Annotated in this window: 15 protein-coding genes; 7 read left to right on the top strand and 8 right to left on the bottom strand. The window is 60.2% G+C overall.

Annotated elements, in window-relative coordinates:
• The first annotated feature begins 34 nt into the window (after positions 1-34).
• The 3 genes from LJ360_RS12020 to rpoS all read left to right on the top strand — a co-directional run bounded on the left by LJ360_RS12020 (position 35) and on the right by rpoS (position 3,324).
• On the top strand, positions 35-949 hold the full coding sequence (locus LJ360_RS12020; protein ID WP_320108802.1) for a DUF368 domain-containing protein: 915 nt from the start codon (positions 35-37) through the stop codon (positions 947-949).
• Between the two features lie 333 nt (positions 950-1,282).
• Positions 1,283-2,035 (top strand): peptidoglycan DD-metalloendopeptidase family protein, encoded by a 753-nt coding sequence (locus LJ360_RS12015; protein WP_264996032.1) that lies wholly within the window; start codon positions 1,283-1,285, stop codon positions 2,033-2,035.
• Positions 2,036-2,322: 287 nt separating this feature from the next.
• Positions 2,323-3,324: an RNA polymerase sigma factor RpoS gene (rpoS, locus tag LJ360_RS12010; RefSeq protein WP_091848427.1), complete on the top strand. Its 1,002-nt coding sequence runs from the start codon at positions 2,323-2,325 to the stop codon at positions 3,322-3,324.
• Between the two features lie 165 nt (positions 3,325-3,489).
• Here rpoS and nth read toward each other — a convergent pair whose 3' ends face one another.
• From nth to metG, 8 genes are read right to left on the bottom strand one after another with little or no spacing between them, the layout of a single operon-like run.
• Positions 3,490-4,131, bottom strand: coding sequence for an endonuclease III (gene nth / locus LJ360_RS12005; RefSeq protein WP_091848426.1), 642 nt, complete (start codon positions 4,129-4,131; stop codon positions 3,490-3,492).
• Positions 4,132-4,155: 24 nt separating this feature from the next.
• Positions 4,156-4,872: an electron transport complex subunit E gene (locus LJ360_RS12000; protein ID WP_264994088.1), complete on the bottom strand. Its 717-nt coding sequence runs from the start codon at positions 4,870-4,872 to the stop codon at positions 4,156-4,158.
• Between the two features lies 1 nt (position 4,873).
• Positions 4,874-5,560 carry an electron transport complex subunit RsxG gene (rsxG, locus tag LJ360_RS11995; RefSeq protein ID WP_264994087.1) on the bottom strand — a complete coding sequence of 229 codons (687 nt, stop codon included), beginning with the start codon at positions 5,558-5,560 and terminating at the stop codon, positions 4,874-4,876.
• 4 nt (positions 5,561-5,564) lie between these two features.
• Positions 5,565-6,611 (bottom strand): electron transport complex subunit RsxD, encoded by a 1,047-nt coding sequence (gene rsxD, locus LJ360_RS11990; protein ID WP_264994086.1) that lies wholly within the window; start codon positions 6,609-6,611, stop codon positions 5,565-5,567.
• Positions 6,608-8,410, bottom strand: a complete 1,803-nt coding sequence (gene rsxC, locus LJ360_RS11985) for an electron transport complex subunit RsxC (RefSeq protein WP_264994085.1) — start codon at positions 8,408-8,410, stop codon at positions 6,608-6,610. The genes rsxD and rsxC overlap by 4 nt, the downstream gene beginning before the upstream one ends.
• Complete coding sequence (rsxB, locus tag LJ360_RS11980; protein WP_091848421.1) at positions 8,410-8,988, bottom strand: electron transport complex subunit RsxB; 579 nt, start codon at positions 8,986-8,988, stop codon at positions 8,410-8,412. The genes rsxC and rsxB overlap by 1 nt, the downstream gene beginning before the upstream one ends.
• Positions 8,989-9,002: 14 nt before the next feature.
• Positions 9,003-9,584: an electron transport complex subunit RsxA gene (rsxA, locus tag LJ360_RS11975; protein ID WP_091848420.1), complete on the bottom strand. Its 582-nt coding sequence runs from the start codon at positions 9,582-9,584 to the stop codon at positions 9,003-9,005.
• Positions 9,585-9,617: 33 nt separating this feature from the next.
• Positions 9,618-11,657 carry a methionine--tRNA ligase gene (gene metG, locus LJ360_RS11970; protein ID WP_264994084.1) on the bottom strand — a complete coding sequence of 680 codons (2,040 nt, stop codon included), beginning with the start codon at positions 11,655-11,657 and terminating at the stop codon, positions 9,618-9,620.
• A 161-nt stretch (positions 11,658-11,818) separates the two neighbouring features.
• Here metG and apbC point away from each other — a divergent pair, with 161 nt between their 5' ends.
• The 4 genes from apbC (at position 11,819) to LJ360_RS11950 (ending at position 15,651) form a co-directional block, all read left to right on the top strand.
• Complete coding sequence (gene apbC, locus LJ360_RS11965) at positions 11,819-12,919, top strand: iron-sulfur cluster carrier protein ApbC (protein ID WP_264994083.1); 1,101 nt, start codon at positions 11,819-11,821, stop codon at positions 12,917-12,919.
• A gap of 149 nt (positions 12,920-13,068) precedes the next feature.
• On the top strand, positions 13,069-13,635 hold the full coding sequence (dcd, locus tag LJ360_RS11960; protein WP_091848417.1) for a dCTP deaminase: 567 nt from the start codon (positions 13,069-13,071) through the stop codon (positions 13,633-13,635).
• 98 nt (positions 13,636-13,733) lie between these two features.
• Entirely contained in the window at positions 13,734-14,348 is a 615-nt protein-coding gene (locus tag LJ360_RS11955) for a YjaG family protein (RefSeq protein WP_264994082.1), read from the top strand.
• 37 nt (positions 14,349-14,385) lie between these two features.
• On the top strand, positions 14,386-15,651 hold the full coding sequence (locus tag LJ360_RS11950; protein WP_091848415.1) for a valine--pyruvate transaminase: 1,266 nt from the start codon (positions 14,386-14,388) through the stop codon (positions 15,649-15,651).
• The last annotated feature ends 6 nt before the right edge of the window (positions 15,652-15,657 follow it).

Genomic DNA, 15,657 nt, shown 5'->3' with positions numbered 1-15,657 from the left:
ATTCAAGCACTATGCCGGGGTGTTCATCCGGGGCATGGCCATGGGGGCTGCGGATGTCGTGCCCGGGGTTTCAGGCGGGACGGTCGCGTTTATTACCGGCATCTACTTTCGCTTGCTGGGCGCTATTGCGGCGGTGCCCTCTGCCATTATCAACGATCTGTTCCGGGGGCGGGTTCGCCGGTTCTGGAACCAGGTAGACGGTACCTTTCTTGTCGTACTTCTCACTGGCATCCTGGTCAGTATTGCAACGCTTGCCAACCTCATTACCTGGGCCCTGGACGCCTACCCGATCGCCCTCTGGAGTTTCTTCTTCGGTCTGATCCTTGCGTCCGTATGGCACGTGTTTCGTCAGTTGAAGGCACCTGCGGCCTGGCTTGCCATGCCCGTGGCAGGCGGTGCAGTTTTCGCCTGGTGGGTGACGACTCTGTCGGCCGGGCAGGTGGATCCGGGGGCGCTGGGTTTCTTCCTGTCCGGGGCGGTGGCCATCTGTGCGATGATCCTTCCGGGCCTGTCAGGCAGTTTCATATTGTTGATACTGGGTATGTACGCACCGGTGCTTGCAGCGGTGAGGGAACTGGACATAGCGCTCATTGGCCTGTTCATGGCAGGGTGTGTGCTGGGGCTGCTGAGTTTCGCACGTTTGTTGGGCTATGCCCTCCGCAAGGGCCATGATGCGGTGCTGGCAGTGTTGACCGGTTTTATGATCGGTGCCCTCAACCGGGTATGGCCCTGGCAGGAAGTACTCAGCTGGCGGATAGACAGCGGTGGCGCCCGGGTGCCAATGGAACAGGTGAGTGTTTTACCCGTGCGTTATGCGGAGGTTACGGGAGAACCTGCGCAGGTACCGGTGGCTATCATGGCCCTGATTGCCGGAGTCGGGCTGGTCCTGGTTGGTGAGTGGCTGGCCGGACGTTCAGAGCGTCGGCAAAGCGCGACAGCTGATGTGTGACGAAACTGGCGGTTTGAGGAGTATTACCGAAAGGTATTGAGGGATTAATCACAGGACGTGTGAGATGAGTGTTACTTTTTGGGGCTATTTGTTTCCTGAGGTAACAGCCCATGGCGCCAGGTAACCCGGATATGTGCATAAAAGATGCAATAAATTAGTGGGTTAGGGGATTAACTGGTAAATCATGTTAAGCTGAAAAGATAATTTCGAGATAAAAACGATATCAATATATCTGTGAATTATAGGTCCAGTCAGCACCAAGCGGCTTCCGCCCCCCGTTCCCGGGTCCACCAGGATCTTGGGAGACTGGTCCTTTTGCTGTTGCTGACCGTGATGGCGCTCCCCTCCCTGGTTGGTTGTAACACCTCGGCCATATACGGTGACAGTGCCTATAACCCGCCGGTTTACTGGGGCCGCCATGTGGTCGAGCGGGGGGAGACACTGTACAGCATTGCCTGGCGCTATGGCCGGGATTACCGGGAACTGGGCGACGCCAATAATATCGCCCCTCCTTACCGTATCTACCCTGGCCAGGTCATCCGGCTTGACCTTCGGGGCAGCCGTCCCGCCGGTTCCCCAAACGTGGCATCGTCACCTCCACCACCCCGCAAGGCGGCAAAGCCCAGGCCCGCCCCCAAACCCCAGCCTGCACCAAAGGTGACCCGAAAACCCGACACCAGTGTGGATGTCTCGCGACAAACCCAGACTGTGTCCAATATCAATTGGCGCTGGCCACACGTTGGTACGGTAATTGCAAAATATTCAACATCGGGAAAAGTCAATAAAGGTATTGATATTGCCGGAAATTCCGGGGATCCCGTCAAGGCCGCAGCGGATGGGAGTGTGGTCTATGCGGGTAATGGGCTGCTGGGTTATGGCAACCTTATTATCATCAATCACAACGAGCATTATCTTAGTGCCTATGCGCACAATCGGCGCATACTGGTGAAGGAAGGGCAGGAGGTCAAGCAGGGGCAGACAATCGCCGAGCTTGGCAGCACCGGCACCGATGGGGACAAGCTTCATTTCGAGATCCGCCGCAATGGTAATCCGGTTGATCCGCTGCCCTATCTACCAGGACGCTGAGGGTGTTCCGTACAACGCAACCATCGGTAAAAAATGCAGGGAGGCGCAGGAACGACAAATCAAACCACGCATTGTCATCAGACCGACGTTGAACTCGGATAACAATAAGAACCACATAACCGGTCATGGACTGGCCAGAACAAGAAATGACCTGATGCTCGATCAATAAGAAAACGGTCCCACAACAAGAAAAAACCGTGGGAAGACATCCGGCAGAGCCCGGGGACGTCCAGACCCCTGAGCCCGGAGCGTGCCGACAGGATCATTTGAAAGGCGGGGCAAGAGTTATGTCTGCAGAAGAAGAGATGATAATCGATCGTGTTGCTGATGTAGAAGAGACCGAAGATGATACACAGACGCCGGAGGCGTCTACTACAGATACCCCCCCTGACGCTGCAACGACAGCGACAGAAGAGTCGGGGTTCACTCCCCACGACCGTTATTTTGGTACCCAGAAGCAGCTGGATGCGACTCAGCTGTATCTCAATGAGATCGGCTTTTCGCCATTGCTGACCCCTGAGGAAGAAGTCTATTTTGCCCGCCTGGCCCGCAAGGGCGAGGAGTCCGGTCGCAAGCGGATGATCGAGAGTAACCTGCGGCTGGTGGTGAAGATTGCCCGGCGCTACGTAAACCGCGGTCTGACTCTGCTGGACCTCATCGAGGAGGGTAACCTTGGCCTGATCCGCGCGGTGGAAAAATTCGACCCGGAACGGGGCTTCCGGTTTTCCACCTACGCCACCTGGTGGATCCGCCAGACCATCGAGCGGGCCATTATGAATCAGACCCGCACCATTCGCCTGCCCATCCATGTGGTCAAGGAGTTGAACCTCTACCTGCGTGCTGCCCGGGAGCTGACCCAGAAACTGGATCATGAGCCGTCAGCGGAAGAAATTGCCCGTATGGTGGACAAGCCAGTCAGTGACGTTGAGCGCATGCTGGGGCTCAACGAGCGGGTGGCCTCCATGGATACACCCATCGGTGCCGGTGGCGAAAAATCCCTGCTGGATACCGTCGCTGACGAAGGCGCCACTGACCCGGCCGACCTGCTTCAGGACGACAACCTGTGTGCCTGCCTCGAGCAGTGGATCGACCAGCTCAGTGACAAGCAACAGGAAGTGCTTGCCCGTCGTTTCGGTCTGCGCGGTTACCCCACATGTACCCTGGAAGAGGTGGGCCAGGAAATCGGGCTCACCCGGGAGCGGGTACGCCAGATACAGGTGGAAGCCCTGCGCCGCCTGCGGGAAATCCTGGAAAAGGAGGGGCTGTCCAGCGGCCTGCTGTTCAAATAGCCCTGTGGAATAGCCCGCCAATCCAGTGAACGAAGCCGGCCCCTGTAGGCCGGCTTTGTCATATTTCGTGAAAGTGTGATCCCGTCCTGAAGCGTCGTGCCGGCAAAGTCATTATCTTCGGTAGTATCCGACATCCCCGGCTCAGACGCGGGGCTGCCCCAGAGGTTATTCCAGGTAATCCCTTTTCTGTTTGAATTCACACAGGTCTTCGATAATACATGACCCGCACCTGGGCTTGCGGGCTGTACAGGTATAGCGCCCATGGAGGATAAGCCAATGGTGCGCGTCCATCAGGAATTCCTTCGGTACCAGCCGCATCAGTCGTTTCTCCACTTCCAGTACGTTCTTGCCAGGAGCAATGCCAGTACGGTTCGATACCCGGAATATATGGGTGTCCACGGCCATGGCCGGTTGCCGGAAGGCCGTGTTGAGAACCACATTGGCAGTCTTGCGGCCTACGCCGGGTAGTGCTTCCAGTTCCTCGCGGGTGTCCGGCACTTCGCCGCCGTGTTTGTCGATCAGGGCGCGGCAGGTCTTGATGACGTTTTCTGCCTTGCTGTTGAACAGGCCAATGGTCTTTATGTACTCCTTGAGCCCGTCCACCCCCAAAGCCAGAATGGCTTCCGGGGTACTGGCTACGGGGTACAGCCGTGCGGTGGCCTTATTGACCCCCACATCCGTTGCCTGTGCAGAGAGAATCACTGCAATCAGCAGTTCGAACGGGGTGCTGTAGTTCAGTTCGGTAGTGGGCTCCGGATTAGCATCGCGCAGGCGACTAAAAATTTCGATGCGTTTCTGTTTGTTCATGGTTACCGGTTGCTTGGTGTGTTATCAGGAAATATTGCCGGTGACCCGGACCCGCTTGCTGCCAGTGGTCACGGTCTCTGTGGATCGGGCCTTGCGGCGTGCTTCCAGCTGGCTGTCGATGCCATTCTTGAGCGCAATCAGTAGCCCCAGGCCAACGAACGCACCTGGAGGCAGCACCATGAACAACATATCCGGGTAGTCACGGAACACATGCAGGGTCCAGTCAGCGGCGACCGGGCCCAGCAGCAGGTGCATGTCGGTGAACAGGTTACCCTGGCCGATCAGCTCCCTCATGCCGCCAAGCACCACGAGCACCGCCAGGAAACCGAGGCCCATCATGGCACCATCCAGCAGGGCCGGGGCCGGGCCGGTCTTGGATGCAAAGGCGTCGGCGCGGCCCAGAATGGCGCAATTGGTGACGATCAGTGGAATGAAGATGCCCAGAATCTGGTAAAGCTCGTAGGTGAAGGCCTGCATCAGCAGTTCGGCGCAGGTTACGAAAGAGGCAATGATCATTACGAAAGCGGGCAGGCGAACCGAGTCCGATACGAAGTTGCGGATCAGGGATACCGCCAGGTTGGAGCCCATCAGTACCATCAGGGTGGCGATGCCCAGGCCCAGTGCGTTCACCACGGTACTGGTCACGGCCAGTAACGGGCACAGGCCCAACACCTGGACCAGGGCAGGGTTGTTGGTCCACAGCCCGTCTCGGATGATTTCCCGGCTGCTCTTGGTGCTCATGTCAGCGTTGCTCCCTGTTGTGCTTTCGGCGGCCAGCCCCCTGCCGTTGGCCGGTAGTATCGGCGCCGATGGCTTCGAGGATTGCCGGTCGGTTCTGGCGGAAGTAGATCAGCGTATGCTGCACCGCCTTGACCACGGCCCTGGGGGTGATGGTGGCGCCGGTAAACTGGTCGAACACTCCGCCGTTCTTCTTCACGTTCCAGTTGCGGGGCTCCGGATTGCCCAGGGACCGCCCTTCAAAGGACAGCACCCAGTTGGATTTTTTCAGCTCGATCCGGTCGCCAAGCCCGGGCGTCTCCCGGTGACTGGTGACCCGCACGCCAAGCACCTCGCCTGACAGGTCTATACCCACCAGAAGCTGTATGTCGCCGGAGTAGCCGTCAGGGGCAACGGCCGGCAGGATCAGGCCTGTCGGTTCCCCAGCGCGGCGGGCGACCCGCGCGGTCACCGGACCCTGGATCGCAATCCGGTCACTGGCAGGCAGGGTGACGGTATCATTCAGCAGGTCGTTATCATGCTCCGATTCCGGAATGATTTCGTAAAGGGCGGCGGCCTCGGCACGGGCCCGCTGCTCCTTAATACGGTCCGCTGTCAGCTGCTGGGTGAAGGCGATGGTACCGCCAGTGATCACCGCAAACAGTCCCAGACCAATAGCGCTGCGTCGGATGGATTGGGCCAGTGCCGCCATAGCTCTACCCCGCCTTGCCCGGAATACCGCGCCGGGGCTTGTGGTGCCCGTAGGTCCGCGGTGGTGTGTAGTGATCGATAAAGGGCACCGCAAAGTTCATCAGCAGCACACTGAAGGCCACCGCGTCCGGGTAGTTTCCCCAACTGCGGATGGTATAGATCAGTACCCCGATACAGGCGCCGTAGATCAGCTTGCCCTGATGGCTGGTCGCCGCTGACACCGGGTCGGTAGCGATAAAGAAGGCTCCCAGCATGGTGCCGCCGGCCAGCAGGTGCAGTGACAGCGGTGCATACTGGTCTGCATTGCTGCCAAAGGCCAGGCTCATCAGGCCCAGCGATGCCAGCAGGCTGACCGGAATGTGCCAGGTGATAATGCGCAGGGCGACCAGCGCCAGCCCCCCCAGCAGGAAGGCGCCGTTGACCCACTCCCAGCCTTGTGCAACGCCGGCACCGAAGGTGGGGTGCTGCAGCACTTCGGTTGCCGTGTGGCTGGCAATCTTGTGCTTGTACTCGTCGAGCGGGGTCGCCATGGTCCAGGCATCGATGGCGGCTTGCTGTCCGCCAAAGATGGTATTGAGGGTTTCGCCGAACCCGGGGGCATCGGGCAGAGTGACGGCGCCGGCCCAGTTGGTGGTCATGGCCACCGGAAACGAGACCAGCGCCAAGGCATAGCCGACCATGGCGGGGTTGAAGGGGTTGGCCCCCAGGCCGCCATAGAGTTGCTTGGCCAATACAATGGCGGAGATGACCGCAACCGCCGATACCCACCAGGGCGCGAACTGGGGCAGCGACAGGCCCAGCAACAGGCCGGTAACTGCGGCGGTGTTATCCCGCAGGAAAAAGGCGACCGGCTTGTGCCGGAGTTTGAGCATGGCGGCTTCGGCGCCGAGGGCGAGCAGTACGCACCAGACCACGTTGATCAGGTTGCCCCAGCCAAAGAACCAGGTCTGGGCCACCAGGCCAGGCAGGGTCGTGAGGATCACGACCAGCATGACCCGGGAGGTCGGACGCGCACCATGGGCGTGGGGCGAGGACTGTTGTACCAGGCTCATTGGCCGTCCTCCGTCTCAAGTTGCTTACGGGCCTCGGTGAGGGCATCTTCTGCGCGCTTTACCCGATCCAGGTTCTTGGCAACGGCGCGTTCCAGCTTCTCAACATTATCAGCCTGGGCGGCCCTGGCGTCGTCCAGCATACTTTCCATGGTCTCGAGTTTGCCCTTGGCCTGGTTGAGCTGTTTTTCCAGCGACTCGATATCGGGCTTTTCGGTCGAGGCTTCCGATGTGGCTGCCGCAGCCGGTCTTGCCTTCTTGCGCTCCAGGGCCTGTTGTACCATGGCTGCCCGGGCAGAGCGCTCATCGGTGGCTTCGCCTTCGGCAACCGCTTTCTCTGCCTCTGCCTCCTTTTTCTTCTGGGCCTCGGCTGCTGCCCTGGCCCTTTCCTCGCGGCGGCGTTCTTTCTCTTCCTGCTCACGCTCCAGCCGTGCCTGGCGGGCCTCGAAACGTTCCCGGGCCCGGTCTGCCTTGATCTGTTCGGCCCTCTGGGTGCGGATCTCGCCCTTGGCGTAGCGATAGTACTGAACAAGGGGAATCGAGCTGGGGCACACAAAGGAGCAGGCCCCGCATTCGATGCAGTCGAACAGGTTCAGGTGTTCTGCCCGATCAAAATCCTGGGCCCTGGCGTGCCAGAAAAGCTGCTGTGGCAAAAGCTCCATGGGACATACCTCGGCGCACATGCCACAGCGAATACAGGGTTGCTCCGGCGGAGGCATGGGCAGTTCGTTTTCGGTGGCGGCGATCAGGCAGTTGGTGGTCTTGATCACCGGAACCGAGGTGTCTTCCAGGGTGTAGCCCATCATCGGGCCCCCGAGGATCAGGCGATTGACCCGCTCTGGGTGAAAGCCAGCCTGGTCCAGCAGGTGCCGGGTCGGCGTACCGATCAGGGCTTCAAAGTTGCCCGGGTCGTCCACACCGGCGCCGGTTACCGTGGTAATGCGGGAAATCAGCGGTTCCCCCCGGTTGATCGCCCGGTAAACAGCCATAGCCGTGCCCACGTTCTGGCACATGACGCCAATATCGGCCGGGATACCGCCGCTGGGTACTTCCATACCGGTAAGAATCTGGATCAGCTGTTTCTCCCCGCCGGACGGGTATTTGGTGGGGACGACAACCACTTCTGCCTGGGTGCCTTCGGAAGCCTTGCGCATGGCTTCGACGGCTTCCGGCTTGTTGTCCTCAATGGCGATCACACAACGTTCCGGGCGCAGGATCCACGACATGATCTTGATGCCGCCATGGATCTGGTCGGCGCGCTCTCGCATGGCCATGTCATCTGCAGTGATGTAGGGCTCGCATTCCGCGCCGTTGATGATCAGGGTGCTGACCTTGCGGTCACTGGGGGGCCTGAGTTTGATATTGGTGGGAAAGCCGGCGCCGCCCATGCCACTGATGCCGGCTTCCCGGATCAGGTTCAGCACGTCATCGCGATGCAGCTTGCGGTAATCCGCGATCGGTGACAGCTCGCACCAGGCGTCATCGCCATCCGGCTCCAGCACAATACACCAGTCCGACATACCGGAAGGGTGGGGGACCGGGAGCAGCTCGATGCCCACGATGGTGCCGGATGTGCTGGCGTGGACCGGTACGCCCATACCGGAGGTGACATCGGCGAGCTTCTGGCCCTTGAGCACCTTGTCGCCTGGTTGCACGAGGGGCTCCGCCGGTGCCCCGATGTGCTGTTGCAGCGGTAATATCAGCCGTTCGGGAATACCTGCCTTGCGGATCGGGCGGGCAGTGGACTGGTGCTTGTTCTCGGGCGGATGGATGCCACCGGGGAAGTTCCACAGTTGTGTCATCAGGCACTGGCTCCCTGGCGGTCGGTGGCAATAATGGTCGGCTGCGGGGGCTGCCAGCTCCAGCTGCGTATGTCAGGCTCAATAGTCACCATGTCGATGCAGTCAACCGGGCACGGCTCCACACACAGGTCGCAGCCGGTGCATTCACTCTCGATGACCGTATGCATGTGCTTGGCAGCACCGAGGATGGCGTCCACAGGGCAGGCCTGGATGCACTTGGTGCAACCGATGCACTCGTCCTCCCGAATAACGGCCACGCGGCGGGCCTGTTCCACACCATGTTCGGCATCCAGGGGCTGGGGTTCCACGTCCAGCAGGTCGGCCAGGGCCTTGATGGTGGCCTCGCCGCCAGGTGGGCACTTGTTGATGGCATCGCCATGGGCAATGGACTCGGCATAGGGGCGGCACCCCGGGAACCCGCACTGGCCGCACTGGGTCTGGGGGAGTAGGGCGTCGATCTGATCGACCAGGGGGTTGCCCTCAACGCGGAAGCGCTCGGCGGCGAAACCCAGCAGGGCACCGAACACCACCGCAAGGGCCAGCAGGACTGCGACTGCAATCAGGATGCCTGTCCACATAGCTTCAAGCTCCGTCAGACGCTGACCAGGCCGGTAAAGCCCAGGAATGCCAGTGACATCAGCCCGGCGGTCACCATACCGATGGCCGCGCCCCGGAAAGCGACCGGCACGTCGGCCACGGCGATGCGCTCACGCATGGCGGCGAACAGCACCAGCACCAGCGAGAACCCGGCGGCGGCGCCAAAACCGTACAGGACTGATTCAACGAAGTTGTTGTTCTTGTTGATGTTGAGCAGCGCCACACCCAGCACTGCGCAGTTGGTGGTAATCAGGGGCAGGAAGATGCCCAGAACCCGGTAGAGCAGGGGGCTGGTCTTGCGCACCACCATTTCGGTGAACTGGACCACCACCGCGATCACCAGGATAAAGGTGATGGTCCGCAGGAAGGTCAGGTCCAGCGGCTCCAGCAGCCAGGTATAGGCCAGGTAACTGCATACCGATGCCAGGGTCAGCACAAAGGTGGTGGCCAGGGACATGCCCATGGCAGTCTCCAGCTTCCCGGACACGCCCATGAAGGGACATAGCCCGAGAAACTGCACCAGCACAAAGTTGTTGACCAATATGGTGCTGACCAGGATCAGCAGGTATTCCGTCATCGGTACGCGTGCTCCGATTGGTGGTGCGCGGTGCTACATCACCCGCATGCCGGGGGTGGCGCCGGAGTCAGGGGAGAGGATAAAGATATCCTTGCCCCCGGGGCCTGCGGCCAGGACCATGCCCTCGGAAAGTCCGAATTTCATCTTGCGCGGCTTGAGGTTGGCCACCATGACGGTCAGCCGGCCCTCAAGATCCTCCGGCTTGTAGGCGGACTTTATACCGGCGAACACATTGCGTTCGCCATGCCCTACGTCAAGAGTGAGGCGGAGAAGCTTGTCGGCGCCTTCCACGTGCTCTGCCTTGACGATCCTCACCACCCGCAGGTCCACCTTGGCGAAGTCCGGGAACTCGATTTCATCAGCGATGGGCTCCAGGTCAGCAGCTGGTGCCTTTTCCGCTTGCTGGCCGGTAGCGGCCGGCAACTCTTCCTTTGAGGCCTCGATCATCTTTTCGATCTGGGCCATGTCCACCCGGTTCATCAGGGGCTTGAACTTGTCGATGGGGTGGTCTTCAAGCAGTTGGCTGCGCTCGTTCCAGTCCAGGCGAGCGTTGAGGAAGCTCTCGGCGCCTTCGGCGGTTTTCGGCAGTACCGGCGCGAGGTAGGTCATCAGCAGGCGGAACATGTTGATGGCGTTGGTGCAGATGGCCTGGAGTTTTTCGTCCTGGCCTTCCTGCTTGGCAATGACCCAGGGCTGCTCGTCGTTCACATACTGGTTGGCGATGTCTGCCAGCTCCATGATGCGACGCATGGCTCGACCGAATTCGCGGGCCTCGTACAAGTCAGCAATGTCTTCGCCGGCTTCGATAAAGGTGTTGAGACGGTCGGTCTCGGTAACCTGGCCCAGACGCCCGTCAAAGCGCTTGGTGATAAAGCCGGCACTGCGGCTGGCAATGTTCACCACCTTGCCGACCAGGTCCGAGTTTACCCGGGCGGCGAAGTCTTCCAGGTTCAGGTCCATGTCGTCCACGCCGGCGGTCAGCTTGGCGGCGAAGTAATAGCGCAGGTATTCCGGATTCAGGTGATCCAGGTAGGTGCGGGCCATGATGAAGGTGCCCCGGGACTTGGACATCTTCTTGCCGTTCACCGTCACGAAGCCATGGGCCCAGACTGCCGTCGGCGTGCGGAAGCCGGCGTCGTGGAGCATGGCAGGCCAGAACAGGGCATGGAAGTTGATGATGTCCTTGCCGATGAAGTGATAGACCTCGGCGGTGGAATCCGCTTTCCAGAAATGCTCGAAGTCGATATCGGTCCGGTTGCACAGGTTCTTGAAGCTGGCCAGGTAGCCGATGGGGGCGTCCAGCCAGACATAGAAGTACTTGCCCGGGGCGTCAGGGATCTCAAAGCCAAAGTAGGGTTTGTCGCGGCTGATGTCCCACTCCTGCAGGCCTGCATCCAGCCACTCGGCCAGCTTGTTGGCCACCTGCTCCTGCAGGGTGCCGCTGCGGGTCCACTCTTTCAGGAAACTGTCGAAATCCGGCAGTTTGAAGAAATAGTGCTCGGACTGCTTCTCCACGGGGGTGGCGCCGGATACGGCAGAACGGGGGTTGATCAGTTCCGCCGGGGTGTAGGTGGCGCCGCAGGCCTCGCAGTTGTCGCCGTACTGGTCTTCTGCCTTGCACTTGGGGCAGGTGCCCTTGATGAAACGATCCGCCAGGAACATCTCCTTCTCCGGGTCGAAGAACTGGGTAATCTGGCGGGTGGCGATGTGGCCGTTTTCCTTGATCTTGCGGTAGATATACTTGGAAAACTGCTGATTCTCCTCAGAGTGGGTGGAGTAATAGTTGTCAAAGCGGATGTTAAAGCCCGCGAAGTCCTCCTGGTGCTCGTCCCGGATGCGGTCGATCAGCTGTTCCGCAGAGATACCTTCCCGCTCGGCCCGTAACATGATGGCGGTGCCATGGGCGTCGTCAGCGCAAACGTAGTAACAGTTGTGGCCACGCATCTTCTGATAGCGCGCCCAGATATCCGTCTGAATGTACTCCAGCAGGTGACCCAGGTGAATCGGGCCGTTGGCATAGGGCAGGGCGCTGGTAACCAGAATATCGCGCTGTTTGTCGCTCGCTTGCGTCATGGTGATGTCCGAACCTCGGTGAACTTGTCGGAGAAGCCGCCGTCGGGGCAGCTCCTTATGGTCAGAAACGGGCACAAATGATACCTTCCAAGCCAATACTTTTCATCTTCCCGGGCGGCGTTTTGCCGTATTCCACCGGATATCTGATTCACGGAGCAACCATGGCCGAGATTTCCCGGGCAGCCCTCGAGGCCGCCGTGCGCGAATACCGCGATCCCTACCTGGACAAGGACCTGTACGAACTGGACGCCGTCAAGGCCCTGGACGTGGATGCGCAGGGGCGGGTCAGTCTCAGCGTTCAGCTGCCATACGCCAGTGCCGGCATCGCCGGTGCCCTGCGGCAGATCGTTAGCAATAGCCTGGAAAATGTAGACGGGGTGACCGGCGCCGAGGTGGCCGTCAGCCAGAAGATCCACGCCCACAAGGCCCAGCGGGACCTGGAGTCCATGGGCGGGGTTAAGAACATTATTGCCGTGGCCTCCGGCAAGGGCGGTGTTGGCAAGTCTACCACCGCAGTGAACCTGGCCCTGGCGCTGGCCGCCGAGGGGGCCCGGGTGGGTATCCTTGATGCCGATATCTATGGCCCCAGTGTCGGCATGATGCTGGGCATTCCGGAGGGCCAGCGCCCGAAAACCGAGGGTAACAAGTATTTCCTGCCGGTGGAGGCCCATGGCATCCAGGCCATGTCGATGGCCTTCCTGGTGACGGACAAGACGCCCATGGTCTGGCGCGGGCCGATGGTCAGTGGCGCCGTTCAACAGTTGCTCACCCAGACACTGTGGAACGACCTGGACTATCTGGTGGTCGACATGCCCCCGGGTACCGGGGACATCCAGCTCACCCTGGCCCAGAAGGTGCCTGTTACCGGTGCGGTTATTGTCACCACACCCCAGGACATCGCGTTACTGGACTGCAAGAAAGGCATCGAGATGTTCCGCAAGGTGGATATCCCGGTCCTGGGCGTCGTGGAAAATATGAGCATCCACATTTGCAGCAACTGCGGCCACCAGGAACCCCTGTTCGGTCAGGGAGGCGGCGAAAGGGTAGCGGAAGACTATCAGACCGAACTGCTGGGTCAGCTGCCGCTGCACCTGACCATTCGCGAGCAGACCGATGGCGGCCGTCCCACCGTGGTCGCCGAACCGGATTCGGAAGTTGCACGCCGGTACCGGGACATTGCCCGCCGGTTATCTGCAGGCCTGTCGACACGGGCTCGCAATGACAGCGCCCCGATTCCCAGTATCTCGATCAGCGACGACTGAAAACCGCCATTACGGCTTCGGCTGTGCAAAGTGACCGTGCCGGGAGAGGGCGCGGCTTTGCGACAATGGCTCGTCGCGGGTAAACTATGGCGCCCCGAATTTCAACCGGTGCGCGACCGACGCCGACGGACCAACGAGAGATCACATCAATGAGCATCAAATCCGACAAGTGGATTCGCCGCATGGCGGAACAGGAAGGCATGATCGAGCCCTTCGAAGCAGGCCAGGTCCGGGAAACCTCCCGTGGCCGTGTGATCTCTTACGGTACCTCCAGCTACGGTTACGACGTGCGCTGCAGCAACGAGTTCAAGATCTTCACCAACGTGCACTCGGCCACCGTGGATCCGAAGAACTTCGATGAGAACAGCTTCGTCAACTACACCGGCGACGTCTGCATCATTCCGCCCAACTCCTTTGCGCTGGCCCGCACGGTGGAATATTTCCGGATTCCACGCCAGGTACTGACCATCTGTCTTGGCAAGTCCACCTACGCCCGCTGCGGTATCATTGTTAATGTCACCCCCCTGGAGCCGGAATGGGAAGGGCAGGTGACGCTGGAATTCTCTAACACCACCAATCTGCCGGCCAAGATCTACGCCAACGAGGGTGTTGCCCAGATGCTGTTCTTCGAATCCGACGAGGAATGCGAAACCAGCTACAAGGATCGGGGCGGCAAGTATCTGGGGCAGACCGGAGTGACGCTGCCCAAGACCTGACAGGTTGTGTGCAGACAGGCGGGACACTCGTGTCCCGCTTTTTGGTTGTTGGGCCCTCAAACGATGGTCTTTACCGGGAATAAACGCAGGAGCCGTACGTGAACGCCAACCAGTTTCTCAAAGCGGTCGAACAGCTCCAGGGGTGGCGCCAGACCGCCTTTCTGCTGGCCCTCGCCGAGCGGGCCTTCCCCAACTACGCCCTGTTCAGCGATGCCATTGGGGCCAAGGCCGGTGGCAAGATGCGGCAGTTGCTGGACACCGGCTGGAACCTGTTCGAAGACAAGGCCACCGAGAACCATATCCCCCAGTTGCTGGCGAAGCTCGAAAGCCTGAGCCCGGATGTGGATGCCTACGATGCCTACGGGGTCTATCCCGCGTTCGATTTCTGCCGCTTGCTGGAAGAAGCCCTGCTGAGCCGGCTGAACCCGTCGAAGCACCGGGCCCTGGAAGCATCCGGTATTGCCACCGGCACGGTTATGAACTTCATTACCTTCTCCGAGGGTGAGGGCCTGGACGAGGATGAAATCGTCAGGCTGCTGGACAGCCATCCGCTGATGAAGGAAGACAAGATGTTCCAGCGGGACCTTATTCTCAGTCTCAAGCGACAGCGGGTGCCAAAAGAGCGCTATATTGCGGAGCTCCAGGGCCTGTCAGCCAATGATGGGGTGAGCAACCTCGGTATCACCCTCGCGGATGACGAACCGGAGGCCTGAGGGCCTCCACAACCACTGAATACCAGACGACCCAGCCATGAAACTCTCAGCTTTTGGACGCAAGTTTACCGCCGATGCCGGCATTACCTCCCTGATGGATGATCTGGGCAATGCCCTCGCCAGCGGCGATGACATGATCATGATGGGAGGGGGTAATCCCGGGCAGGTGCCGGCCATCCAGGAAAGGCTGACCGAAGTGCTGGGGGATATAACCCGTGATCCGGAGGCGATGAAACGGCTGGTCGGTATCTACGACCCACCCCAGGGGGAGAAACGGTTTATTGCCTCGTTGGCGGAGCTGCTCAACCGGGAGTATGGCTGGGGTCTCACGGAAGACAACATCGCACTGACCAACGGCAGCCAGGCGGCATTTTTCATGTTGTTCAATATGTTCGCCGGGGACTTTGACGATGGCAGCCAAAAGCACATCCTGTTGCCGCTGGCACCGGAGTATATCGGTTACGCCGATGCCGGCATCGCGCCGGAACTGTTCCGGGCAGTGCAGCCGGAAATTACCTTTACCGGGGCCCATGAGTTCAAATACCGGGTCGATTTCGATGCGGTGGATGTTACGTCGGATACCGGTGCAATCTGCGTTTCCAGGCCTACCAACCCGACCGGTAACGTGGTTACCGACCAGGAAATGGAACGCCTGGAGTCACTGGCCCGTCACCACGACGTGCCTTTGATTGTAGACGGCGCCTATGGCACGCCCTTCCCGAGCCTGCTTTACGTGGATGCGCAGCCGCGCTGGAACGAACAGATCGTTCTGTGCCTGAGCCTCTCCAAGCTGGGCATGCCGGCGGCCCGCACCGGCATCGTGATTGCTGCGCCGGAGATTATCCGTGCCTTGTCCAGTATCAATGCCATCATGAACCTGGCCACTGGAAGCTTTGGCGCGATGCTGGCGGAGCCACTGGTACGCAGCGGAGAAATACTGTCACTGAGCCGCGAGGTGGTTTGCCCTTTCTACCATCGCAAAATGGAGAACGCGGTGAAGGTGTTCACGGACGCCATGGGAGAGGGGTGCCGCTGGTATGTGCACAAACCGGAGGGCGCCATGTTCCTGTGGTTCTGGTTCCCGGATTTGCCAGTGAGCAGCCTGGAGTTATACCAGCGCCTGAAGGCCAGGGGCGTGCTGGTAGTATCGGGTCATTACTTCTTCCCGGGACTGGCAGAGGATGGCTGGCGGCACCGACATGAATGCATACGGGTGACCTACTCCCAGGACGATGAACGGGTGGCGGAGGGGCTGCGGCGCATCGCCAGCGAGGTGCAGGCCATCTGGGCAGAGCAGGGCTGACGCAAC

The sequence above is a fragment of the Marinobacter sp. AN1 genome (assembly GCF_026013985.1).
GTDB classification, from domain to species: domain Bacteria; phylum Pseudomonadota; class Gammaproteobacteria; order Pseudomonadales; family Oleiphilaceae; genus Marinobacter; species Marinobacter segnicrescens.
The sequence above is the reverse complement of the archived record's forward strand: the minus strand, read 5'-3'. Positions and strand labels throughout refer to the sequence as shown.